21 protein-coding genes and 2 pseudogenes are annotated in these 23,879 nt (G+C 72.0%); 13 read left to right on the forward strand and 10 right to left on the reverse strand.

The genetic code is table 11. The features are described from left to right. Nucleotides 1-62: 62 nt before the first annotated feature. Complete coding sequence (locus J5X75_RS09995; RefSeq protein WP_307798010.1) at nt 63-1,040, forward strand: GlxA family transcriptional regulator; 978 nt, start codon at nt 63-65, stop codon at nt 1,038-1,040. Here the strand turns inward: J5X75_RS09995 and J5X75_RS10000 are convergent. Continuing rightward, entirely contained in the window at nt 1,006-1,698 is a 693-nt protein-coding gene (locus J5X75_RS10000; protein ID WP_208467048.1) for a PaaI family thioesterase, read from the reverse strand. The two genes, J5X75_RS09995 and J5X75_RS10000, sit on opposite strands and share 35 nt — an antisense overlap. A gap of 110 nt (nt 1,699-1,808) precedes the next feature. Between J5X75_RS10000 and kstD the strand changes: the two genes are divergently transcribed. Together kstD and J5X75_RS10010 are read left to right on the forward strand one after the other, a co-directional pair. After that, a complete protein-coding gene (gene kstD / locus J5X75_RS10005; RefSeq protein WP_208467049.1) occupies nt 1,809-3,455 on the forward strand; it encodes a 3-oxosteroid 1-dehydrogenase in 1,647 nt (548 codons plus the stop codon). 13 nt (nt 3,456-3,468) lie between these two features. Continuing rightward, nucleotides 3,469-3,900 (forward strand): type II toxin-antitoxin system Rv0910 family toxin, encoded by a 432-nt coding sequence (locus J5X75_RS10010; RefSeq protein WP_208467050.1) that lies wholly within the window; start codon nt 3,469-3,471, stop codon nt 3,898-3,900. 3 nt (nt 3,901-3,903) lie between these two features. On the opposite strand, the gene kstR is transcribed toward J5X75_RS10010, so the two are convergent. Next, nucleotides 3,904-4,536, reverse strand: coding sequence for a cholesterol catabolism transcriptional regulator KstR (kstR, locus tag J5X75_RS10015; RefSeq protein ID WP_208467051.1), 633 nt, complete (start codon nt 4,534-4,536; stop codon nt 3,904-3,906). Between the two features lie 102 nt (nt 4,537-4,638). Here kstR and J5X75_RS10020 point away from each other — a divergent pair, with 102 nt between their 5' ends. The 6 genes and pseudogenes from J5X75_RS10020 (at nt 4,639) to J5X75_RS10040 (ending at nt 9,729) form a co-directional block, all read left to right on the forward strand. Beyond that, a complete protein-coding gene (locus J5X75_RS10020; RefSeq protein ID WP_208467052.1) occupies nt 4,639-5,595 on the forward strand; it encodes an acyl-CoA dehydrogenase family protein in 957 nt (318 codons plus the stop codon). Beyond that, entirely contained in the window at nt 5,576-6,718 is a 1,143-nt protein-coding gene (locus tag J5X75_RS10025; RefSeq protein WP_208467053.1) for an acyl-CoA dehydrogenase family protein, read from the forward strand. The genes J5X75_RS10020 and J5X75_RS10025 overlap by 20 nt, the downstream gene beginning before the upstream one ends. A 6-nt stretch (nt 6,719-6,724) precedes the next feature. Further along, nucleotides 6,725-7,567: pseudogene (locus J5X75_RS44110) on the forward strand (bifunctional MaoC family dehydratase N-terminal/OB-fold nucleic acid binding domain-containing protein); the annotation flags it as partial. Beyond that, a complete protein-coding gene (locus tag J5X75_RS44115) occupies nt 7,559-7,927 on the forward strand; it encodes a hotdog family protein (RefSeq protein ID WP_307798018.1) in 369 nt (122 codons plus the stop codon). The pseudogene J5X75_RS44110 and the gene J5X75_RS44115, both read left to right, overlap by 9 nt. Next, a complete protein-coding gene (locus J5X75_RS10035; RefSeq protein ID WP_208467055.1) occupies nt 7,924-9,072 on the forward strand; it encodes a lipid-transfer protein in 1,149 nt (382 codons plus the stop codon). Before J5X75_RS44115 ends, J5X75_RS10035 begins: the two co-directional genes overlap by 4 nt. A gap of 42 nt (nt 9,073-9,114) precedes the next feature. Beyond that, nucleotides 9,115-9,729: a hypothetical protein gene (locus J5X75_RS10040; protein WP_208467056.1), complete on the forward strand. Its 615-nt coding sequence runs from the start codon at nt 9,115-9,117 to the stop codon at nt 9,727-9,729. A 36-nt stretch (nt 9,730-9,765) separates the two neighbouring features. Here J5X75_RS10040 and J5X75_RS10045 read toward each other — a convergent pair whose 3' ends face one another. The 5 genes from J5X75_RS10045 to J5X75_RS10065 all read right to left on the reverse strand — a co-directional run bounded on the left by J5X75_RS10045 (nt 9,766) and on the right by J5X75_RS10065 (nt 15,927). Further along, a complete protein-coding gene (locus tag J5X75_RS10045; protein WP_208467057.1) occupies nt 9,766-11,268 on the reverse strand; it encodes a flotillin family protein in 1,503 nt (500 codons plus the stop codon). Further along, nucleotides 11,269-11,802: an NfeD family protein gene (locus J5X75_RS10050; RefSeq protein WP_208467058.1), complete on the reverse strand. Its 534-nt coding sequence runs from the start codon at nt 11,800-11,802 to the stop codon at nt 11,269-11,271. It abuts the gene before it with no gap. A gap of 88 nt (nt 11,803-11,890) precedes the next feature. Then, nucleotides 11,891-12,865 (reverse strand): transporter substrate-binding domain-containing protein, encoded by a 975-nt coding sequence (locus tag J5X75_RS10055; protein WP_208467059.1) that lies wholly within the window; start codon nt 12,863-12,865, stop codon nt 11,891-11,893. Beyond that, entirely contained in the window at nt 12,862-14,223 is a 1,362-nt protein-coding gene (locus J5X75_RS10060) for a GlnX family signal transduction membrane protein (RefSeq protein ID WP_208467060.1), read from the reverse strand. The genes J5X75_RS10055 and J5X75_RS10060 overlap by 4 nt, the downstream gene beginning before the upstream one ends. Before the next feature lie 180 nt (nt 14,224-14,403). Then, entirely contained in the window at nt 14,404-15,927 is a 1,524-nt protein-coding gene (locus J5X75_RS10065) for an FAD-dependent oxidoreductase (RefSeq protein ID WP_208467141.1), read from the reverse strand. Nucleotides 15,928-15,946: 19 nt separating this feature from the next. Here J5X75_RS10065 and J5X75_RS10070 point away from each other — a divergent pair. The 4 genes and pseudogenes from J5X75_RS10070 to dmpG all read left to right on the forward strand — a co-directional run. Next, nucleotides 15,947-17,860 (forward strand): annotated as a pseudogene (locus J5X75_RS10070) (FAD-dependent oxidoreductase); the annotation flags it as partial. 488 nt (nt 17,861-18,348) lie between these two features. Continuing rightward, the gene (locus J5X75_RS10075) at nt 18,349-19,176 is read left to right on the forward strand and encodes a 2-keto-4-pentenoate hydratase (RefSeq protein ID WP_208467062.1); all 828 of its coding nucleotides are present in this window, start codon (nt 18,349-18,351) and stop codon (nt 19,174-19,176) included. Then, the gene (locus tag J5X75_RS10080) at nt 19,173-20,051 is read left to right on the forward strand and encodes an acetaldehyde dehydrogenase (acetylating) (protein WP_208467063.1); all 879 of its coding nucleotides are present in this window, start codon (nt 19,173-19,175) and stop codon (nt 20,049-20,051) included. The genes J5X75_RS10075 and J5X75_RS10080 overlap by 4 nt, the downstream gene beginning before the upstream one ends. Beyond that, nucleotides 20,029-21,033, forward strand: coding sequence for a 4-hydroxy-2-oxovalerate aldolase (gene dmpG / locus J5X75_RS10085; protein ID WP_208467064.1), 1,005 nt, complete (start codon nt 20,029-20,031; stop codon nt 21,031-21,033). Before J5X75_RS10080 ends, dmpG begins: the two co-directional genes overlap by 23 nt. 200 nt (nt 21,034-21,233) lie before the next feature. On the opposite strand, the gene J5X75_RS10090 is transcribed toward dmpG, so the two are convergent. The 3 genes from J5X75_RS10090 to J5X75_RS10100 form a co-directional block, all read right to left on the reverse strand. Further along, nucleotides 21,234-22,340 carry a ferredoxin--NADP reductase gene (locus tag J5X75_RS10090; RefSeq protein WP_208467065.1) on the reverse strand — a complete coding sequence of 369 codons (1,107 nt, stop codon included), beginning with the start codon at nt 22,338-22,340 and terminating at the stop codon, nt 21,234-21,236. Continuing rightward, on the reverse strand, nt 22,340-22,582 hold the full coding sequence (locus J5X75_RS10095) for a hypothetical protein (RefSeq protein WP_208467066.1): 243 nt from the start codon (nt 22,580-22,582) through the stop codon (nt 22,340-22,342). Before J5X75_RS10095 ends, J5X75_RS10090 begins: the two co-directional genes overlap by 1 nt. Nucleotides 22,583-22,754: 172 nt before the next feature. Further along, the gene (locus tag J5X75_RS10100) at nt 22,755-23,879 is read right to left on the reverse strand and encodes a 3-ketosteroid-9-alpha-monooxygenase, oxygenase component (RefSeq protein ID WP_208467067.1); all 1,125 of its coding nucleotides are present in this window, start codon (nt 23,877-23,879) and stop codon (nt 22,755-22,757) included.

Below are 23,879 nucleotides of genomic sequence, written 5' to 3' on the forward strand. Positions count from 1 at the left end.
CTGCCGGAGCGGTGGTCGGCACATCGAGTGGCCAGATGGCCAACATGTGCAAGGATCTGGCCATGCATCGCGTGGTGGTCCTGGCGCTGGACGGCGTGTACCCGTTCGAACTGAGCATCCCGGTCCGCATCTTCGGCACCGCCGCCGGTTCCGGCGGTGAGCCGCTGTACGAGGTCGTCACCTGCACCGCCGACGGCCGGCCGGTCGCCACCAGTGCGGACTTCACCGTGGCCGTCCAGCACGGCCCCGAGGTGATCGACACGGCCGGCACGCTGGTGTTGCCGCCGTTCGTGTGTGAGCCACTCGGCGACCGGGACTGGCTGCCGGAACCGGTCGCGGCCGCGCTGCGGCGGCTGCCACCCCAGGCACGGATCCTGTCGATCTGCACGGCCTCGTACGTGCTGGCCGCGGCCGGGCTCCTCGACGGCCGGCCGGCCACCACGCACTGGAACAACGCCGAGCACTTCCAGCGCACGTTCCCGGAGGTGAAGGTCGACGCCAGCGTGCTGTTCATCGACGACGGGCGGGTGCTCACCTCGGCCGGCGTGGCGTCCGGTGTGGACCTGTGCCTGCACGTGGTGCGCCGCGACCACGGCAGCGCCGTGGCGAACCAGGTGGCCCGGCTGTGTGTCGTGCCGCCCTGGCGCGAGGGCGGCCAGGCACAGTTCATCGACCGTCCGGTGCCCGAATCGGCGACCGCGACGACATCCGAGGCCCGCCAGTGGGCACTCGGGCAGCTGCACCGGCCGATCACGCTCGCCGAGCTGGCCCGGCATGCCCGGACGAGTGTGCGCACGCTGTCGCGCCGCTTCCGCGCCGAAGTCGGCATGACACCGGTGCAGTGGCTCGCGCGGCAGCGGATCGAACACGCCCGTCGCCTGCTGGAGACCACCGACCTGCCGGTCGACCGGGTCGCGGCCGAGGCGGGATTCGGGACCGCCGCGTCGCTACGTCAGCACCTGACCGGCGCGATCGGCGTTTCGCCGACGGCCTACCGCCAGACTTTCAGCCGGCGCGGGACTCCTCGCCGCGCCCGATGACCGCGCCGAACAGCCGCCGCGCCTGCTCGGCGCGCAGACCGACGAACACGCCGGTCGCCGCGACCAGGATCTCGCCGGGCTCGGCCGCCGTGGCGATCGACCCGGCCACGGTGACCCGGCGCCCGTCCACGTCGACCACCTCGGCGGTCAGCCGCAGCGGGGTGAGCAGCGGGACCGGTTTGCGGTAGCCGGTGTCGAGCCGGACCGTCATGCCCGGATTGCCGGAGGCGCCGGCCGCGTAGCCCAGCATCTGGTCGAGCAGCATGGCGCTGACCCCGCCGTGGGCGTAGCTGGGCGGCCCCTCGAAGGCCAGCCCGAGCGTGCAGGCGCCGATCGTGATCTCACCCTCCTGGTGGATCTCCAGCGGCGGGGCGAAGGCGCTGCCCGCGCCGGTCACCGGGTTGTAGAGGCGCACCCCGGTGCGCATGTCGTCGGCGGACGGGGGTTCGTGCCGGCCGCGGACCCGCTCGCCCAGCGGCGCGGCCGCCTGCCGGATCCGCTCGGCGGCCCGCCGCAGTTCCTCGGTGGGCGCCTCGGTGGCGGTGGCGTGCTCGATGAGCAGCCGCAGTGCGTCGCCCAGGTCGCTGATCGCCTCCCGGCGGCGCAGCAGCGCGTCGTCGACGGCGTGCAGCCGGCGGCCGTTCTCACTGTCGGTCACCCTGTCAGGCTCCTACACCCTCACCCATCAGACCTAGTGAATCTCATCACACTGCTATAACCTGTTCTAGTTGTTGCGGAGCGGTAAACGGCCCGGCGGATGGAGAGGCCATGGCGGTCACCGTGGAATACGACGTGGTCGTGGTGGGTGCCGGTGCGGCCGGGATGACCGCCGCTCTCACCACGGCCCGTGGCGGACTGAACACGGTTCTCGTCGAGAAGGCGCCCGTCTACGGTGGATCGGCGGCCCGGTCCGGCGCCGGGATCTGGGTGCCGAACAACGACGTTCTGCTCGCCGCCGGGGTGCCGGACACGTTCAGCAAGGCCGACACCTACCTGGCGGCGGTGGCCGGGCCCGAGGTGCCGGCCGCCCGCCGCCAGGCGTTCCTCACCAACGGGCCGCGCACCATCGCCTTCCTGCAACGCTGGACACCGCTGCGGTTCGCCTGGATGAAGGACTACCCGGACTACTATCCCGAGCTGCCCGGTGGCATGCCGCACGGCCGCTCGATCGAGCCCCAGGCCCTGGACGCCAACGTCCTCGGTGACGAACTCGCCCACCTCAACGGGCCGTACCAGGCCAGTCCCGCCGGAACCGTGGTCTACACGATCGACTACCGATGGCTGTCGCTGGTCGCCCGCCACCCGCGCGGCGTCGCCACGGCCAGCGAGATCCTCTGGCGCTATCTCCAGCTCGCGGCCCAGGGACAGAAGCCGGTCACCATGGGCCAGGCGCTGGCCGGTGGGCTGCGGGCCGGGCTGATCGCCGCCGGTGTGCCGGTCTGGCTGAACACCCCCCTGCTCGACCTGCACGTGGAGAACGGCCGGGTGGCCGGGGTGCTGGTCCGGCGGGACGGCGCCGAGACGCTGATCCGGGCCCGGCGCGGCGTGGTGATGGCCAGCGGCGGGTTCGAGCACAACGAGCGGATGCGCAAGCAGTACCAGGCCGCGCCGATCGGGACCGCCTGGACGATCGGGGCGGACTCCAACACCGGCGACGGCATCGAGGCCGGTGAGCGGGCCGGGGCGGCTCTCGCGCTGATGGACGACGCCTGGTGGGGGCCGATGATCCCGCTGCCCGGCGAGCCGTGGTTCTGCCTCTCCGAGCGGACCCTCCCCGGCACCATCTTCGTCAACTCCGCCGGGCGGCGGTTCGTCAACGAGGCCGCGCCGTACAGCGACGTCGTGCACGTCATGTACGAGAAGGGCCACATCCCCTGCTGGATGATCACCGACCAGGACTACCGGAACCGCTACCTGTTCAAGGACCTCGCCCCGCTGCTGCCCTACCCCGACGAGTGGTACGAGAGCGGCGCCCTGGTCAAGGACTGGACCCTCGCCGGGCTGGCCGCGAAGATCGGCGTGCCGGCCGGTGCGCTGCGGGCCACCGTGGACCGGTTCAACGCGCAGGCCCGCGCCGGACGGGACACCGACTGGCGCCGGGGCGACAGCGCGTACGACGCCTACTTCGCCGACCCCACCAACCTGCCCAGCCCGTGCCTCGCGCCGATCTGGCTGCCGCCGTTCTACGCCTTCACGATCGTGCCCGGTGACCTCGGCACCAAGGGCGGCCTGCTCACCGACGCCCGGGCCCGGGTGGTTCGCCCGGACGGCTCGGTGATCCCCGGCCTGTACGCCGCCGGAAACGCCAGCGCCGCCGTGATGGGCCACAGCTACGCCGGCGCCGGCTCGACCCTCGGACCCGCGATGACCTTCGGACACGTGGCCGGCCTGGATCTGGCGGCCACCACCCCGTGATGAGGAGGAAGACATGCCCAAGGTGAGCGTCTCGGCCACCACCACCGCCGAGCCGGACAAGGTGTGGCAGGTCGTCACCGATCTGCCCCGGACGCCCGAGTGGAACGCCATGCACCAGGGCTTCACCGGCGACGTGCCGGCGACCGTGGCCGAGGGGACCACGTACAAGCAGAAGGTGAAGCTGATGGGCATGCCCGCCGAGATGGCCTGGAAGGTCGTCGCCGCGGACGCCCCGAACCGCCTGGAGATGGCCGGCGACGGCCCGATGGGCGTCAAGGCGAAGAACCGGTTCGTCATCGAGCCCGAGGGCGCCGGCTCCCGGGTCACCTACGAGATGGAGTTCGCCGGGCCGGCGCTCAACGGGCCGATGGCCGCCATGCTGGAGAAGCAGGCCGGGCCCGCCGCGCGGCAGGCCCTGGAGAAGCTGACCGCCCTGGCCGGTTAGGCGTCAGCGGACCAGCAGCCGGGTGGCCAGCTCGAGGTGGTTGACGACATCGTTCGCCGACGCCCGGCGGGTCACCCAGGCCACCAGGTTGGACAGCCACACGTCACCGATCACCCGTGCCTTGGCCCGGTCGTCGGCGGTCGGCTCACTGTCGTCGCCCTCGTGCATGGCGCGGGTCAGCATGTCCTCCATCAGGCCGGCCACCGCGTTGACCTCGGCGCTCGCCGACGGGTCGGCGAACATGAAGGCCCGGGTCATCGCCTCGGCGAGCAGCGGCTCGCGCTGCATGGTCCGGGTCATCCGGCCGAGGACGTAGAGCGTCCGGTCATACGGAGTGTCCCCCGGGATCGGCTTGCGCCCGATCTTCTCCTGGATCGTCTCGAACTCGCCGGCCAGCGCCGACACCAGCAGATGGATCTTCGAGGGGAAGTAGCGGTAGAGCGTGCCCAGGGCGACCCCGGCCCGCTCGGCGACCGTGCGCATCTGCACCGCGTCGTAACCGCCCTTGGACGCCAGCGCCAGCGTGGCCTCCAGGATCCGGCGGCGCCGGTCGCGCTGCGCGGCCGAACCCGCGATGTCGGCGCCGGTGAGCGCGCCGCGCGCGGTGTTGGTGGTACTCGTTCTCGTGACTGCCATGGTCGCCCTTTCGCCTCTGAATCAAGCCTAGCAACGGCGCGTTGCGTCCCTGTGTCACCCGACCGTGGTGCACCCAAACTGAAACGTGTTCTAATCAGTGTCATGGATTTTCAGCCGGACGAGTCACATCGGGCGATCAGCCGGCTCGCCGGTGAGGTGCTCGACGCGAGCGCCGGCGATCCGGACAAGGCGTGGGCCGCCCTCGGCCAGACCGGGCTGCTCACCCTCGCGGTCCCGGAACGGCTCGGCGGCGCCGGCCTCGGCGTCCTGGAGACCACCCTCGTGCTCACCGAGATCGGCCGCCGCGCGCCCGGCCTGCCCGCCCTCGGGCACCTGGTCGCGGCCCTCACCGGCGCCCACGAGGCCGGGCGGACCTTCGGCATCGCCGTCGCCGAACCGGGTGACCCGCTGCCGGTCGCGCCGCGCACGAGGTTCGCGGACGGGACGGTCACCGGGGTCAAGACCGGGGTCACCGCCGCCGACCGGCTGCTCGTCACGGTCGCCGGCCCGGCCGTCGTGACGATCGACCCGGCCGGGCCCGGGGCCACCCTCGACCGCGGCGTCCTGCGCCTCGACCGGACTGCCGCGCATCCGCTGGGCGACCACGAAACCCATCAAGACCTGCACCGGTACGCGGTGAGCTGCGCCTGCGCACTCGGTGACGGCGCACTGGCCGGGGCGCTGGCGCTGACCGCCGAGCACGTGCGGACCAGACGGCAGTTCGGGCGGCCGCTCGCCACCTTCCAGGCGGTCGCCCAGCAGATCGCCGACGTCTACATCGCCAGCCGCACCCTGCACCTGGCGACCCTCGCCGCGGCGTGGCGGCTCGGCACCGGCCGGGACGCCGACGACGACCTGCACGTGGCCGCCCAGTGGCTCACCGCCGAGGCGCCGCCCGCCGCCCGTACCTGCCATCACCTGCACGGCGGGCTCGGACTGGCGATCGACTACCCGCTGCACCGGCACACCACCCTGATCCGGGACCTGGTCCGCTTCCTGGGCGGCGCCGAACACCGGCTGACCACACTGGGGGAGCGGCTTGTTCATCGACCTGACTGACGGGCAGCGTGCGCTCCGGGACGAGCTCCGGTCGTACCTCGCCGGGGTCCTGACGCCCGCGCAGCGTGGCGAGCTGGCGCGGGAACGGCTCGGACCCGCCTATCGCGACGTCGTGGCCCGCCTCGGCCGCGACGGCTGGCTCGGGCTCGGCTTCCCGGCCGAGTACGGCGGACGCGGCCTCGGACCCGCCGAGCAGCAGATCCTGGTGAACGAGACGGCCCGCGCCGACGTCCCGCTGCCCGCCGTCACGTTGCAGACCGTCGCGCCGACCCTGCTGGCACACGGCAGCGCCGAGCAGAAGGCACACTTCCTGCCCCGGATCCTGGCCGGGGACCTGCACTTCGCGATCGGCTACACCGAACCGGAGGCCGGCACCGACCTGGCCGCGCTGCGGACCCGGGCGGTGCGCGACGGCGACGAGTACGTGGTGGACGGCCAGAAGACCTTCACCACCGGGGCACACGACGCCGACTTCCTGTGGCTGGCCTGCCGCACCGACCCGGCCGCCGAACGCCACCGCGGCCTGTCCATCCTGATCGTCGACACCCGCGACCCCGGCTACTCCTGGACGCCGATCATCACGAGCGACGGGTCGCACCACGTCAACGCCACCTACCTCACCGGCGTCCGGGTGCCGGTCAGCCGCCGGGTCGGACCGGAGAACGGCGGCTGGCGGCTGCTCACCGCGCAGCTCAACCACGAGCGCGTCATGCTCGGACCGGCCGGGCGGATCGGTGCCCTGCACGATCGGGTGCGCGCATGGGCGTACACCCGAGGGGTTGCGGAGATCGCGGAGGTCCGCCGCGCGCTGGCCCGGACCCACGCGGCGCTGCGTGTCAACGAACTGCTCAACTGGCAGGTCGCCGGCGGCGAACCGGCCCCGGCCGACGCCTCCGCCACCAAGGTCTTCTCCTCCGAACGCCTGCTGCGGCTCGGCCAGGAACTGGAGGAACTGGTGGCCCGCCACGGTGACCCGGCCGACCCGGGCACCGCGGACCTGCTCGACTGGCTCGGCCTGCACGCCCGGCGCGACCTGGTGCTGACCTTCGGCGGCGGCGTCAACGAGATCCAGCGCGAGATCATCGCCAGCGCGGGCCTCGGCCTGCCCCGAGTGCCCAGGTAGGTCGTGATGATCGAAGAGGTGGTGGCGCGGTTGACCGCGGCGGGGGCGACGCCGGCGCGGGCCGGGCGGGATCCGGTGAACCTGCCGATGATCCGCACGTGGCTGGAGGCGATGGGGGACGGCAATCCGGCCTATGAGCAGGCGGGGGTCGCGCCGCCCGCGATGATCCAGGTGTGGACGATGCGGGGTCTCGCGCCGTCTCCGGTCGACGATCCCTTGCAGGTGATGTCGGAATTACTCGACGAATCGGGATACCGCGCCGTCGTCGCCACCGACTCCGAGCAGGTCTACCATCGGCCCCTGCGCCTCGGCGAGACGGTCTCGGTCCGCAGTCAGCTGGAGGCTGTCGTCGGGCCCAAGAGGACCTCGCTCGGCGAAGGGTGGTTCGTCACCACGCTCAGCACCTGGCTTGTCGGGGACGAGCCGGTCGGGGAGATGCGTTTCCGGATTTTGCGGTATAAACCATCTGGAAATCCGGACAGACCGGCAACTGAGAAGCTGCGGCCGATGATCACCGCCGACAACGCCGCCTTCTGGGAGGGCGCCGCGGCGGGCGAACTGCGCATCCAGAAATGTGGTGAGTGCGGCACGATGCGCCACCCGCCCGGCCCGGCCTGCCCGCAGTGCGGCTCGCTGAAACCGGAGTACACGACAGCCGAGGGAACCGGCCGGATCCACAGCTACGTGGTGCACCACCATCCACCCGTCCCCGGCCGGCGCGCCCCCTACACGGTCGCCCTGGTCGACCTCACCGAAGGCGTCCGGGTCGTCGCCGAATACCGCGGCCCCCGCCCGGAGATCGGCGACCCGGTCCGGGTGTTCTTCGACGATGGCCTGCCGGTGTGGCGGCCCGACGTCGAGGTCCTCGGCCCGTGGGCGCTGGAGGTCACGCCCACCCTGATCGTCAGCACGGCACTGGCCACCCGCGACTTCCAGAACGTGCACCACGACCGGGACGCCGCGGTCCGGCTCGGCGGGAAGGACATCTTCCTCAACATCCTCACCACGACCGGCCTGGTGCAGCGGTTCGTCACCGACGCGCTCGGCCCGGACACCCGGGTACGGGGCATCCGGATCCGCCTCGGGACACCGTGCCACGCGTACGACACCCTCACCTTCACCGGGCAGGTCCTCCCGCACGGCATCGAGGTCGCCGGGCGTACCGCCGCCGGCGTGCACGTCAGCGGAACCGTCGAGGTGGCGTCATGATCAGCCGAACCGCCGCGATCGCCGGCATCGGGGCCACCGAGTTCAGCAAGGACTCCGGCCGCAGCGAGCTGCGCCTCGCCGTCGAGGCGATCCGGGCCGCCCTCGACGACGCCGGCCTGCGGCCCGCCGACGTCTCCGGCCTGGTCACCTTCACCATGGACAACAACAGCGAGATCGCCGTCGCCCGGGAACTCGGCATCGGCGAGCTGACCTTCCTGACCCGGATCGGGTACGGCGGAGGCGCCGCCTGCGCGATCGTGCAGCAGGCCGTCCTGGCGGTCACCGCCGGGCTCGCCGACGTCGTCGTCTGCTACCGCGCGCTCAACGAGCGGTCCGGCCGCCGGTTCGGGCAGGCCTACGCGTCCCCGGACACCGACGCCGGCTGGCACGTGCCGGCCGGTCTCGCCACCCCGGCCGCCCAGGTCGCCATGGTGGCCCGCCGCTACCTGCACGACCACGGCGCGAGCACCGACGACTTCGGGCGGGTCACGGTCGCGGCCCGCCGGCACGCGGCCACCAACCCGCACGCCTGGTTCCACGGCCGCCCCATCACCCTGGACGACCATCGGGCCTCCCGGTGGATCGCCGAGCCGTTACGGCTGCTCGACTGCTGCCAGGAGAGCGACGGGGCGGTCGCCGTGGTGGTGACCGGCGTGGAACGGGCCCGCGACCTGCCCCGGCCGCCGGCGGTGATCGCGGCCGCCGCCCAGGGCAGCGGACCCGGCCAGTTCGTGATGACCAGCTACTACCGGCCGACGGTGGCGGGGCTGCCGGAGATCGCGGTGACCGGACGGCAGATCTGGGAGCAGTCCGGATACCGGCCCGCCGACGTGCGCACCGCCATGCTCTACGACCACTTCACCCCGTACGTCCTCATGCAGTTGGAGGAACTCGGATTCTGCGCGCCCGGCGAGGCCCGGCACCTGATCGCCGACGGCGGCATCGAACAGGGCGGGCGGCTGCCGGTGAACCCGCACGGCGGACAGCTGGGGGAGGCGTACATCCACGGTATGAACGGCATCACCGAGGCGGTCCGGCAGATCCGCGGCACCGCCGTCAACCAGGTCCCCGGCGGCGGACCGGTGCTCGTGACCGCCGGCACCGGCGTCCCGACCAGCGCACTTCTGCTGGAGGCGACCCCCTAGGCTGTGCGCGGACCGACCATGTCACGCACGGGGGAGACCGCATTGTCCAAGAGAGCCGCGGCCGTTTCACTGGTGGCGCTGGCCCTGCTCGCCGGCTGCACACCGGACGAGAAGGGCCGGACCGACGCGCCGATCGGCCCCGCGCCGGCCACCACGGCCAGCCCGGTCGCGCCGGAGAACCTGCCGGAGGCCGAGGACCCGACCGGCACCCTGGCCGCTGTCGGCGACGGCGGCGACTGGGACAACTACGTCGCCGCGTGCGCCAACGCCGAGCAGGAACCGATCGTCCAGCACGTGGCGGTCGGCGACGTGAACGCCGACGGCACCGCCGACGCGCTGGTCGCCCGCACCTGCGACGCCTCCACCTCCTACTTCCCGTCGACGGTCGAGGCCTTCGACGGCAGGTCGCCGGTGGAGGCGCCGACCCGGATCGGCAAGCCGATCCTCACCGACGTCGGCCCCACCGACCAGCCGTGGGTGATCGGCCTGTCGGTCAAGGGCGGCGCCGTGACCGTCCAGGCCTACGGGACCGACAGCGCCGACAGCAACGCCTGCCCGAAGCTCAAGCTCACCTACCGGTACGAGCTCCGGGGCGGCGACTTCGAACAGACCGACCGGGCCGCCACCAAGTCGGCCACCTGCCTCGCGATCGAGTGACCGGCGAGGGCGCGGGGCCCTCGCCGGTCATCCGGATCAGTCCTGCGCCTTCGCCTCGACGGCCCGGTCGCCGTTGGCGTGCGTGCCCAGCCGCGACAGCAGCCCGGCCAGGTCGATGCCGGTCAGGTCGGTGCCCAGTTGCAGGCCCTGCGCCACGTTGCTGGCCACCGACTTGGTCAGCGACGAGGCGCCGTCGGTGGAGATGACGGTCAGCTTGTCGATGCCGGCGATCGGGGCGCTGGCCGCCTCGACCACCTGCGGCAGCACCTTGACCAGCAGGTCCATCACCGCGGCGTCGCCGTACTGGGCGTACGCCTCGGCCTTGCGGGCCATCGCCTCGGCCTCCGCCTGACCCTTGGCCAGGATGGCCGCGGCCTCGGCCGCGCCCTCCCGCTCGATCGCCTCGGCGATCGCGGAACGCCGCCGCTGCTCCGCCTCACCCTCCTTGGCGCCCTCGATCGCGTTCGCCTCGGCCAGCGCCGCACGACGGGCCCGCTCACCCTCACCGATCAGGCGGGCCTGCTCGGCCTGCGCCTGGGCGGCCGCGATGGTGGCCTGCCGCTGCGCGTCCGCCTGGAGCACCGCGGCACTGCGGGACGCCTCCGCCTCCTGCTCCACCCGGTACCGCTCGGCGTCCGCCGGCTTACGCACCTCGGTGTCCAGCTGACGCTGCTTCAGCTCGGCGTTCTGCTCCGCCACCTTCTGCTGCTCGGCCAGGATCTTCTGGTCCCGCTCGGCCTGCGCCAGCGGGCCGGCCGCCGCCGACTGCGCCTTCGCCGCGTCGATCTCGGCCTGGATGGCGGCCTGCTTCAGCGACAGGTTCCGGTTCGCCTCGGCGATCGCCTCCTCGGCGAGCAGCCGCTCCTGCTCGGCCGCCTGCCGGGCCCGGGCCTCGGCGATGGCCGCGTCCTTGAGCACGCGCGCCGCCTCCGGACGGCCCAGATCCTGCAGGTACGACCCCTCGGCCAGGATGTCCTGCAACTGGAACGTGTCGAGCACCAGACCCTGGTTGGTCATCGAGTGCTCGGCCTCCTCGGCGACCGCGCTGGCGAACGCCGCCCGGTCCCGGATGATCTCCTCGACGGTGAGCCGGCCCACGATCGACCGCAGCGCACCGGCCAGCACCTCACGGGTGAAGTCCTCGATCTCGGACTGCTGGTGCAGGAACCGCTGCGCGGCCGCGCGGATCGCGTCCTCGGTGCCGCCGACCTTGACGATCGCCACACCGTGCAGTTCGGCCCGGATGCCCTGCTTCGACACCGCGCCCTTGATGCTCACGTCGATACGGCGGCTGGACAGGTCCAGCGACTGCAACTTCTGCACGATCGGCAGCACGAACACCGACGCGCCCATCACGACCTTCTGGCCGGACAGGTCGGTGCTGCTGGTGCCGTCCAGACCCTGGGTCACCTTGCCCTTGCGGCCGGTGATGATGAACGCCTCGTTCGGCCCGGCCACCTTGATACGGGAGAGCACGAACACCACGAGCAGCACGACCAGCAGCACGGCGCCACCGATCGCGTAGACCAATCCAGACATCTATGCCTTCCCTGTGTGAGGGGTTTCCTCGACCACGACACTCGTCTCGCTCGGCGCCTCGATCACGAAGATCTGGGCGCCTGCCGGAATCGCCCGCTCCGCGCGGGCGTAGAGCTTGACCGGCTGACCGCCGAGCCGGACGCGGACCTCGCCGTACCCCGTCCCGGCCGGCACCGGGGTGACCACCACCCCGAGCGAACCGACCAGATGGGCCCGCTGCGGGGTGGCGTCGGTGCGCATGTTCCGCGCGGCCCGCGACAGGCGCCACGCGAGCCAGGCGGCGGGCACGGCCGCGAGGGCGCCGGCCAGCATCGACACGGCGACCACCGCCGGGGTACGGGCGCCGAGCAGCTCGGAAGCAGCGGCCCCGGCGAACCCGAACGCCCCCACGAAACCGGCCACCACCTCGAGTGACACCGGCCCGCCCGCATCCGGATGACCGAAGTGGAGCAACCCGCCGCCGAGCAGCGCCAGCGCCAGGACCGCCACGGCGACGCCACCGATCACCAGAAACACCACGGTCGCCGTCAGCACCGGCCATCCTCCCAGTTCAGCCCGGTCATCGACCGGCTGCGCCAGGGTAGTCCAGCCGGGCCACCCGCGTCGTCGGCCGAACGACCCGTCAGCGGTAGACCGCCGCCGGTGGGTCCGCCGCGCCGAGCCGGCTCCGCAGCCATTTGTCGTAGATGCGGGTCCACGTGGCGTCGGCCCGCATCTTCTCCAGCACGCCGTTGACGAACCGGACCATGTCCTCCTCGCCCTGCGGGATGCCGATCCCGGCCGGTTCGTCCGACACCGGCGCCCCGATCACCTCGGTCGTCGGATCCTGCGCGGCCAGCCCGGCCAGCAGGATGTCGATGGTCGAGACCGCGTCCACCTGCCGCTGCTGGAGCAGCACCAGGCAGTCCAGGGTGCTGTCGGTGCTCACCGGGATGGGTTTGGACGGCTGCGCCGCGATGGTCCGGATGCTGGTGCTGCCCCGGGTGGCGCACACCTTGCGGTTCGCCAGGTCGGCGAAGTCCTTGATGCCCTCGTTCCGACGGACCAGCAGCCGCTGCCGGGAGGCGATGTACTCGGTCGAGAACGCGACCTGCTGCCACCGCTCACAGGTCATCGTCATGGTCCGGATCACCATGTCGACCTGGTGGTTCTGCAACACCGGGATGCGGTCGGCCGTCGTGATCGCCCGGAACTGGACCTTGTTCGGATCCCCGAAGATCGCCCGGGCCATCTCCCGCGCCATGTCGATCTCGAAACCGACCAGCTCACCGCTCTCCGGGTCACGGAAACCGAACAGGTACGCGTTCTGGTCGATGCCGACCACGAGCCGCCCCTTCGCGGCGATCCGCGCCATCGGTGTGCCGGCCGGCATGGCGCCCGCCTTCGGCAGTGGGCCCTCCGGCCGGAAGCTGGCCCGGGGATCGCAGTTCGGCGCGGCCGCCGCGCTCGGCACCTCGGCCGGATCCGCCACGTTCACCGGGCGCGGCACGGTGGCGGTGGCGTCGGCGGCCACCGGCCGATCCGTCCCCCCGGCCGGGCCGCATCCGGCGGCCAGCGTGATGAGCAGCAGCGACGCGACGACCCTCGTAGTCTTCACCGGTACTCCCCGATTCGCGGACGGAAACCCAGGACGACCGCGGCCACCAGGCCCACGGTCAGCAGGACCAGCCCGGCCGTCAGCCCGCGCAGCGCGGACGCCGCCGAGTCCGCCTGCCGGTCCACCCGCTCGTTCGCCACGTCGAGGGCGCCGGTCAGCGCCGCGTCCAGCCGGCCGAACACCGCCGAGAGAGCGTCGTCGCCGGTGGCCGTGGCCAGCTCGACGGCCCTGTCCCAGTCGCCGCCGTCGTCCAGCGTGCGCACCTCACCGTGCATCTCCCGCCAGCGCAGCGCCTCGTCGTGGGCCTCCCGGATCAGCTGCCGGTCACCCTCCGGGGCCTGCTCCAGCGCCTCCGCCAGCCAGCCGGACGTCCCGTCCGCGCCGATCAGCTCCGTCATCTGCGCGGTGAAGCTCTTCTCGAACACGGCGCCGCTGCCCCGCGCCACCAGCGTCAGCGACTCGTTGGCGCGCGCCTGCAGACTCGCCCGGCCGGCGTTGGACAGCGTGGACACCAGATCGGTGCCCTCGCGCCGCCCGATGTCGAGGCGGTTCGCCGACACGGTCAGCGCGGCCGCCGACCAGAGCAGCGCCAGCACCAGCACCAGGCTCGCGGCGACCAGACCCGGATTGAACACCCGCCGGCTGCGACGGGCCACCAGCAACTGCGCGGCCACCAGCGCGCCGGCCGTGACCAGCACGAGCAGGGCCACCAGCCACGGGAACCCGGACGCGTCCTCCTGCTCGGCCGCCACCCGCCGCTGCGTGTTGTCGAACACCACGGCCGCGGCCGGCAGCATGGTCTGCTGCATCAGCGCCGACGCCTCCCGCAGGTAGGCCCCACCCAACGGCACCCCCGACCGCTGGTACGACCGGGCCGTCTCCACCAGCCCGGTGTAGACCGGCAGCTGATCGGCGACCACCCGCAGCCGGGCCGCGTCGGCGTCGTCGGCGCCGCGCAGCGCCACGGTCAGTGCGGCGGTCGCCTTGGCGATGTCGTCCAGATAGCGCTGCCGCAGGTGGGCCGGCTCGGCGCCGCGGGCCAGGAAGGCGGTGGCGGCCGTCGCGTCGGCATCCGCGAGCGCCCGGTAGAGGGTCTGCGCGTCCACGCTCACCGGGCCGCCGACCGTGGCCACGTCCTGGATCAGAGCGGATCTCTCCCGTACGGCGGCGACCGCGGCCGTGCCGGCGAGCAGTCCCAGCGCCACCAGACCGATCGCGACCAGCCAGTAGAGCCTCGGGGTGTTCATCCGGTCACGGGCCCGGGTCAGGAGACCGGCTTTCGGGGCCGGGCTGACCGCGGTGCTTCGCGGTGGTTTCCCGGCGGTTCTGACCTCGGCAGGCGCGAGTTGGGTCGGCACGCTCACCCCTTCGATTCACGCTCGCGATCCACACGGGAATCGCTGGACGGCGACACCGTCAAGGTACGTGCCGCCGTCCAGGCTTCCTGCCGCGCTTCTCGCCGTGCTTCCCATTCGGCGCTTCTCGTTCGGAGCTTCTCGTTCGGGGCTTCTCGTTCGGCGCTTCTCGTTCGGCGCTCTTCATTCGGCAAGATCGAGAGCGGCCAGGTAGCCGAACGTCATCGCCGGGCCCAGCGTGGCGCCCGCGCCGGCGTACCCGCGGCCCATCACCGAGGCGGACGTGTTGCCGGCCGCGTACAGGCCCGGAACCGGGGCGCCGTCCGGGCGCAGGACCCGGGCCCGCTCGTCGGTGCGCAGCCCACCCTTCGTTCCCAGATCGCCGGGGACCAGGGCGAACGCGTGGAACGGCGGTTTCGACAGCGGGCCCAGGCACGGATTCGGGCGCTGCCGCGGGTCACCGTAGTAGCGGTCGTACGCCGAATCGCCCCGCCCGAAGTCGTCGTCCCGGCCGCTCGCGGCGAAGCCGTTGAACCGGTCGACCGTACGGCGCAGCTCCTCCGGCGGCACCCCGATGCTCGCCGCCAGACCCGCCACGGTGTCCGCCCGGTGCGCCACACCCGCGTCGAACCAGCGGCGCGGCAGCGGGGTGCGCGGCGCCCGGCCGGCGAACAGGTACCGGTCCCGGTAGGTGCGGTCGGTGATCAACCAGGACGGCAGGTGCGGTGTCCCGGTGCGGCGGCCCAGCATGACGTGCACGACGTCGACGTACGGGGCGGACTCGTTCACGAACCGGCGACCGGAGCCGTCCACCATGAGGCTGCCCGGCAGGTTCCGTTCGGCCAGGCAGAAGTAGGGGCCACCGGTGAGCGGCAGCGACGGCCCCCACCACGCCTCGTCCATCAGATCCAGAGCGGCGCCCAGCTCACGGCCCATCCGGATGCCGTCGCCGGTGTTGCCGGGCGCGCCGACCGTCCACTCGGTGCCCAGGTCCTGATGCTCGCGGCGCATCCCCTCGTTGCGCTCGAAACCGCCGCTGGCCAGGATCACGCCACGGCGAGCCCGCCACGTCCGCCCGCCGGACCGCACGGCCGCGACCCGGCCCTCGCCGACGTCCAAGCCGGTCATCGGGGTGTCCAGGAGCACCGGCACCCCGGCCCGGCGCAGCCCGGCCCGCAGCCCGGCGGCCAGCGCCTGGCCCATGGTGAGCCGGTGGCCCCGGAACCGGCTCGCCGCCAGCCGGACCGCGGTCAGCGCCGACCGCGGATGGCGCATCCCCAGCGACAGCCAGCGGTAGTCGACCGCGGTCACCGCCATCCCGTTCGGCGCGGCCCGGTACGGCGGGGCCAGCGTCTCCCGATCCACACCGATCCGGCGTACGTCCAGTGGCCGCGGCTCGACGGTCCGCCCCTCGGCCAGTCCGCCGGGCGCCTCCGGGTGGTAGTCCGGATAGCCCGGCACCCGCGCGAACTCCAGCGGCGTGTGCCTCTCGACGAACGCCAGGACCTCCGGGCCGTACGCCAGCAGCGCGTCCCGCCGGGCCGGCGCCACCTCATCGCCTGCAACGTGTTTCAGGTAGGTGGACGCTTCCGGGCCGGGCAGCCACAGGCCGCCGCCAGAACGGGCGGTCGAGCCGCCGTACACCTTCTCCCGCTCGATCACCACTGCACTGAGCCCGTGATGGGCCGCAGCGAGGGCGGCGGTCATCCCAGCCGCGCCGCTGCCGATGACGACGACGTCGTACGCATCCTCGGTCTTCACTAGAACAGGTTATAGTTATCCGGCTGGATCCGGGGAGGTGCACGTGGACGAATCGGCCACGGTCGTGGTGGTGGGCTTCGGCGCGGCCGGGGTGTGCGCCGCCATCGAGGCCGCCGAGGCCGGCGCCGACGTGCTGGTCATCGACCGGTTCACCGGCGGCGGCGCCACCGCGATCTCCGGCGGCGTCGTCTACGCGGGCGGCGGGACCCGCCAGCAGCGTGCCGCGGGCGTCACCGACACCCCATCGGCGATGTACGCCTACCTGCGCCACGAGGTCGGCGACGCGGTGTCACCGGCCACGCTGCACCGGTTCTGCGACGAGTCCGCCGACATGCTCGCCTGGCTGGAGGACCACGGGGTGCCGTTCGACGCGCGGTTGTGCCCGTACAAGACGTCCTACCCGACGAACCGCCACTACCTGTACCAGTCCGGCAGCGAACACGCCCACCCCGACCCGGCGCCGCGCGGCCACCGCGTCCACGCCCCGGGCACATCGGGCGGCACCCTCCACACCCGACTGGTGGCGGCGGCACGCACCCTCGGCGTCCGCTTCCTCCCCCAAACCCAGGCCCTCTCCCTGATCCTCACACCCTCACCCGCCGCGGCCTCACCCGCCGCGGCCTCACCCGCCGCGCCCCCACCCGCTTCGTCCTTGCCCGCCGCGCCCCCAACCGGTTCGCCCCTGCCCGGCTCGTCTGCGTCCGGTCCGCCTCCGCTCGGGTCGCCGTCGATCGAGCCGTCCGGGGGCGAGCCGTCCCCGACGGCCGAACCCTCACCGGGCCGGCAGGCCGCGACCTCGGCCGCCGGGGCGGATCATGCGGAAAGGCGGGTCGTCGGCGTGGAATGCCGGACCTTGCGGGACGCCCCCGCCTGGGCACGGCTCGCGCACCGGCGACTGCACCGCTGGTCGGTGAAACCGGGGCTCTACCTGCCGGGATTCGGCCGCGCGATGCACCGGCTGGCCGCCCGGATCGAGAACCGCCACGGCCGAACGCTGCGCATCCAGGCGGGCGCGGTGGTGCTGGCGGCGGGCGGATTCGTCTTCAACCGGGAGATGATGCGCGAACACGCCCCCGGCTACCGCGGGTTGCGTCTGGGCACGCCCGGCGACGACGGTTCCGGCATCCGGCTCGGGACGGCGGCCGGGGCGGGGGTCCGGCACCTCGGCCGGGTCACCCTATGGCGTTTCCTGACACCGCCTTCGGCGCTGCTCGGCGGTGTGCTGATCGACCGGGACGGTCACCGTTTCTGCGACGAGTCCCGGTACGGAGCCGCGCTCGGCGACGCCATCCTGCACCGCCCCGGCGGCCGGGCCTGGCTGCTCATCGACGCGACCGTGCTCGCCGAGGCGCGCCGCCAGTCGCGTTCACAGACCCTGTGGTTCCAGCGCCTCCCCACGTGGTGGCTGCTGACCGTCAAGCGCCTCCGCGCCCCCACCCTCGACCGGCTGGCTGGCCGCGCCGGCATCGACCCGTCCACCCTGGCGACGACCGTCACCGCCAACAACACAACCGCTGCGGCGACCGGCTCTGAGGCCGATGCGCCGATTCGCGAGACGCTCGACGACGACTCCGCAGTGAGCGGCGCGGTCGGGTATGACCAGGTCGGGAAGCCGCTGGCCCTGGTGCGGCCGCTGATCCGGCCGCCGTTCTCGCTGCTGGACGTATCGCTCCGGGCATCCCCCGCGCCGATGCTGACGCTCGGCGGCCTCACCGTCGACGAGGAGACCGGCGGGGTGCTGTGCCCGGACTCAACCGAGATCCCCGGACTCTTCGCCGCCGGGCGCACCGCGGTCGGTATCTGCTCCGGCTCCTACGTCAGCGGCCTGTCGCTGGCCGACTGTGTCTTCTCCGGCCGCCGAGCCGGTCGCGCCGCCGCCATGTCGCCCCGTCCGGAACCCGCGCCGAAACCCGTGCCAGAACCGAATCCGGAAACGACCGTCCAGCACACCACCGCCGACTCGAGTGACCCCACCCGGCTGGCTCTGAGCGCTGTCTCAGTCGGGTTCAGACAGCCCCTGAAGCCAGCTGGTCTCGTTCGGTCGGCTCTGAGTGCTGTTTCAACCGGGTTGAGGCAGCGACTGAGGCCAGCCACTCCGTTTCGACTGGCTCTGAGCGCCTTCTTGGGCGGGTTGAGGCTGCTCCTGGGGTCAGCTACTCCGTTTCGGCTGGCTCTGAGCGCCTTCTTGGGCTGGTTGAGGCAGCTCCTGAAGCCAGCTGGGTTGGTGCGGTTGGGGTCGGGCGGGTGGGCATGGCGGGGCTCTAAAGCTTCGTCACGCGGTGTGCGGCGCGGGGCGAGGCTGTTGCGGGATGGGGGCGGTCGAGCTGGGTGGGGTGACGGAACGGGGCAGTGGGGGAGGACAGAGGGATGAGCGTGCTCGCCGTCAGTGAGTTGCGGGGGATCGCGGACCGGCTTCGGGACGCCGAACGGGACCGGGCGCCGGTTCCTCCGCTCACGCTGGAGCGGCCGTGGTTGAGTGCGGCGGACGCCTACGAGATTCAGCTGCACAACATCCGGCGCCGGACGGCCGCGGTCGTGGGCCACAAGGTGGGGCTCTCGTCCAAGGCGATGCAGGAGATGATGGGCGTCGACGAACCGGACTACGGGCACCTGCTCGCGGACATGCGGTTGTCCGAGGACGAGCCGGCCGACGCGGGGCGGTACTGCTATCCGCGGGTCGAGATCGAGGTGGCGTTCCTGCTCGGGGACGATCTGCCGGGCGAGGACTGCACCGAGGCGGACGTGCTCGCGGCGACCGAGGCGTTCGCCCCGTCGATCGAGCTGATCGACAGCCGGATCGTGGACTGGCGGATCAGGCTCGCGGACACGATCGCCGACAACGCGTCGTCGGCGGGATTCGTGGTGGGCGCGTCACGCGTACCCCCGAATGATCTTGATCCTCGCGGCATCGCCGCGGTGTTGCGCCGGGGAGCGGAAGTGGTGGCGGCGGGCCGGTCCGACGCCGTGCTCGGCAATCCGGTGACCGCGGTCGCCTGGCTGGCGCGGACGGTGGCGAGATTCGGTGTACGGCTGCGGGCCGGCCATCTGATTCTGCCGGGCGCGTGTGCGCGGGCCGTCGATGTGCGGCCGGGCGACGAGTTCCGGGCCGAGTTCAGCGGGCTCGGCGAGGTGCGGCTGGCATTCGCCGGCGTCCGGGCCGGCAGCGGGAACGCCGAGAGGGAGGACTTGTCGTGACGGTGACCGCGGCGATCGTGGGGTCGGGGAACATCGGCACCGATCTGCTGTACAAGCTGCTCCGATCGCCGGTGATCGAGCCACGATGGATGGCCGGGATCGACCCGGAGAGCCCGGGGTTGCGGCTGGCCGCCTCGCACGGGCTGGTCACCGGGACCGGCGGCGCGGACTGGCTGCTGAGTCAGGAGCCACGGCCGGATCTGGTGTTCGAAGCCACCTCGGCGGCCGTGCACCGGGCCAACGCTCCCCGCTATGCGGTGGCGGGAATCCGGGCGATCGACCTGACTCCGGCCGCCGTGGGACCGGCGGTGGTGCCGGAGGTCAATCTCGGGGAGCACCGGGACGCGGCGAACGTCAACCTGATCACCTGTGGCGGGCAGGCGACGATCCCCATCGTGCACGCCGTGTCGCGGGTGACGCCGGTCAGCTACGCGGAGATCGTGGCGAGCGTGGCGTCCCGTTCGGCCGGGCCGGGGACCAGGGCGAACATCGACGAGTTCACCCGGACGACGAGCCGGGGGCTGGAGACCATCGGGGGAGCGGCGCGCGGTAAGGCGGTCATCGTGCTGAATCCGGCCGAGCCACCGTTGATCATGCGGGACACCGTCTTCTGCGCGGTGTCCCCGGACGCGGATCAGGCGGCCGTCACCAAGTCCATCGTCGACCGGGTGTCCGAGATCTCGGCATACGTGCCGGGGTACCGGTTGCTCGACGAACCCCAGTACGACCCCGTGGGTGATCAACTCCGGGTCGGGGTCTTCGTCGAGATCGAAGGCGCCGGCGACTATCTACCGAAATATGCGGGGAACTTGGACATCATGACGGCGGCGGCGACCAGGGTGGGTGAGGAACTTGCTGGATCTCCGGATCACTGACTCGTCGTTGCGGGACGGGTCACACGCGAAACGGCACCAATTCACGGTGGACGAGGTCACCGCGATCGTCCGCGCCCTGGACGACGCCGGAGTGCCGGTGATCGAGGTGACCCACGGTGACGGGCTCGGCGGGTCGACGTTCACCTACGGGTTCAGCCGCACCCCGGAACAGGAGCTGATCGCCGCCGCCGTCGCCACGGCCACCCGCGCGCGCATCGCCTTCCTCATGCTGCCCGGTGTCGGCGTCCTCGACGACATCCGCGCGGCGGCGGGAAACGGCGCGAGCGTCTGCCGGATCGCCACCCACTGCACCGAGGCCGACATCGCGGTCCAGCATTTCGGCATCGCCCGCGACCTGGGGCTGGAGACGGTCGGTTTCCTGATGATGGCCCACTCCCGGCCGCCGGAGGCGCTCGCCGAGCAGGCCCGGATCATGGCGGACGCCGGATGCCAGTGCGTCTACGTGGTCGACTCGGCCGGCGCGCTGGTCCTGGACCAGGTCGGCGACCGGGTGGCGGCACTGGTCGCCGAACTGGGTGACGACGCGCAGGTGGGTTTCCACGGCCACGAGAATCTGGGACTCGGCGTCGCCAACTCGATCATCGCCTACCGGGCCGGCGCGAAACAGATCGACGGCAGCACCCGCCGGTTCGGTGCGGGCGCCGGGAACACGCCGGTGGAGGCGTTCGTCGGGGTCTGCGACAAGCTGGGCATCCGTACCGGTGTGGACTTCTTCAAGATCGTGGACGCGGCCGAGGACGTGGTCCGCCCGGCCATGCCCGGCGAGTGCAAACTCGACCGGATGGCCCTGATCATGGGGTACGCCGGGGTCTACTCCAGCTTCCTCACGCACGCCTACACGCTGGCCGAGCGCTACGGCGTCTCCGGCGCCGAGATCCTGGTCCGGGCCGGCGAGCGCCGCCTCGTCGGCGGTCAGGAGGACCAGCTGATCACGATCGCGCGCGAACTGGCCGCCCGCTGAACCGATCTCCCGGCCGGCGCTCAGTGTTGCTCGCCGGGTTGAGCAAGTCCTGGCGGTCAGCTGGGTGTTCCTGGCTGGTTCTGGGGGAGGGCGGGTTGTTTCGCCAGGCTTGAGCCAGCCCAGGCGGTCAGCTGGATCGAATGGGCTGTTGAGGCCGATCATCCACTACGCCCGGCGGCGCGAGATCCCTCGTACCGGATCTATTGATAGGTGACGGTGACCGAATCGGTCAGCGGGACCGCCTGGCAGGCCAGGATGTAGCCCTCGGCGAAATCCTCCTCCTCGAGGATCTCGTTGTTGACCAGCGCGACCTCGCCGCTGAGCAGGCGGCAGGCGCACGCGCCGCACTGGCCCTGCCGGCAGGAGTAGGGCGGGTTCAACCCGGCGTCGATGATCACGTCGAGCAGGCGCTTGCCGGGCGCCCAGGGCAGCACATGGGTCCGCCCGTCGAGTTCGACCTCGGCGACCGCGGCCCGCGATCCGGCCGAATTGGCCAAGGCGCCCGGCTCGACCGCGGCCCGCGATCCGGCCGAATCGGCCAGGGCGCCCGGCTCGGCTGAATCGGCCAGGGCGCCCGGCTCGGCTGAATTGGCCAAGGCGCGGGACTCGGCGGAGACGACCAAGGCGCGGGACTCGGCTGAATCGGCCGAGGGGCGGGACTCGGGCGATCCGAGCTCGAAGCGTTCCACCCGGATCCGCGACGCGGGGACGCCGGCCAGCTGCAACGCCTTCTCGGCGACCGCGACGAACGCTTCCGGTCCACAGACGAAGGCCAGACGATCCGGGTACGCCGTGAGCAGTTCCCGAAGAGCGTCGGCCGTCGGCACGCCGCGCTCGCTGTCGAGCCAGTGCGTGACCGGAAGCAGCCTGTCCAGCTCGTCCCGGAAGATGATGGAATCAGCGTCCCGGTTCGCGTAGATCAGCGACCATGCGCCGCCCCGCATCGACTTGATGATCCCCATGATCGGGGTGATGCCGGAGCCGCCGGCGAGCAGGAGCAGGTCGTCGTCGGGGGAGTCCGGGGTGAACGTGCCGGCCGGGCCCGACATGTCCAGGACGTCCCCGGCGTGGACGTGGTCGCAGATCCAGTTCGACACCTGGCCGCCGGGCACGCGTTTGACCGTCACCTTGGGCGCGGCGTCGACTCCCGGCGCGCTGGACAGCGAGTAGCAGCGCGCCCCGGCCGGTGTCCGAACCGTCAGGTACTGGCCGGGGCGGTAGCCGAAGCCGGCGTCCAACACCAGGGAGTGGGCATCCGCGGTCTCCGGGATCACGTCCGCGATCCGGACCGGTCGGAACGTCGGCATCAACTCACCTCCAGACGGCCCTCACGAATCGCGCGGTCGATGCTCTCCCGCAGTTTCGGGCAGGTCGGGACCAGAGCGGTCGGCCGGCCGACCGCCTCCGCGACGATCAGTTCACAGGCTCGGCCCCGCCACTGCACGCTGGTCTGCATGGAGCTGCGCTTGCCGGCCCGGACTCCGATCCCGCAGCCGTCACAGTCGATGTCGACGAGGCCACCTTCCAGATAGTCGCGGCGCTCGCTCACGTCGCCGTCCCAGCTGTGCCTGACTCGCTCGCAAGCTTGCTCATGTCGCCGCCTTCGCCGTGCCTGACTCGTTCGCGAGCTCGCTCACGTCGCCGTCCCAGCTGTGCCTGACTTGCTCACGAGCGTGGTCATGTCATCGTCTTCGCTGTGCCTGGTTCGTTCGCGAGCTCGGTCACGTCGCCGCCCGGGCCTGGTTGGCGGCGACCTCGGCCTCCCAGGTCTGCACCGCGCGGGTGGTGTCGACCTCGAACTCGTAGCGCGCCACCATGTCGTCGGTGACGTCCTCCACGTCCACGTAGAACTGCTCGTACCATCGGCGGAGCTGGTAGACCGGGCCGTCCTCGGCGCAGAGCAGCGGGTTGTCGATGCGGCTCTTGTGCTGCCAGATCTCCACGTCCTGGAGGAACCCGACGCCGATGCTCCTGGCGAACTTGGCCGCCGCCTTCGCCGCCTGCTCGGTGGTGAGGCCGGGCAGCCGCTTCATGATCAGGCCCCACTGGAGGACGAACGAGTCGGGCGACACCGGATAGTGGCAGTTGATCAGCACCGACTCGATGTTGATGCCGTTCCAGTCGTTGTGCAGATAGTCGATCATGTAGGACGGCCCGTAGTAGGCGGCCTCGCTGCGCAGCGTCGACTCGCCGGACTGGCTGGCCGTGCTCGGCACGTCCGGGCGTGGCCGGGTGTGCAGGAACTGCGCCGCCACATGCCCCTCCATCACGTTCTTGAAGAACGTCGGGAAGGCGAAGTGGATGTAGAAGAAGTGGGCCATGTCGACCACGTTGTCGATGATCTCCCGGCAGTTGGCGCCGTCGATCCGGACCGAGTCCCACGTCCAGTCGCTCCACTCGTCGGAGAAGGCGCCCTCGATGCGGGGGATGGCCACCTCGGGTGGCGGCGGATTGCCCTGCGGATCGTTCCAGACGAACAGTTGACGGTTCTGCTCACAGGTCGTCCAGGAGCGGGTGCGGGCGCGCATCGGGATGCGGTGTGCGTACGGCACCTCGACGCAGCGGCCGTCACCATTCCAGCGCCAGTCGTGGAACGGGCAGGCGATGGTGTCGCCCTTGATCGTCCCCATGGTGAGGTCGCCGCCCATGTGCCGGCAGTAGCCGTCGAGCACTCTGATCGCGCCGCTGGAGTCCGCGAAGACCACGAGTTTCGTGCCGAACGCCTCGATCGCGTGCGGCTGCCCGTCGCGGAACGTGTCGGCCAGCCCCAGGCAGTGCCACCCGCGGGCGAACCTCACCGGTAGCTTCCCGGCGTCGATGGTGCGCGGTTGCTGGCTGATGCTCAT

Origin of the sequence: Actinoplanes flavus (assembly GCF_017592555.1) — a bacterium.
In the GTDB taxonomy this organism is placed as follows: Bacteria; Actinomycetota; Actinomycetes; order Mycobacteriales; family Micromonosporaceae; genus Actinoplanes; species Actinoplanes flavus.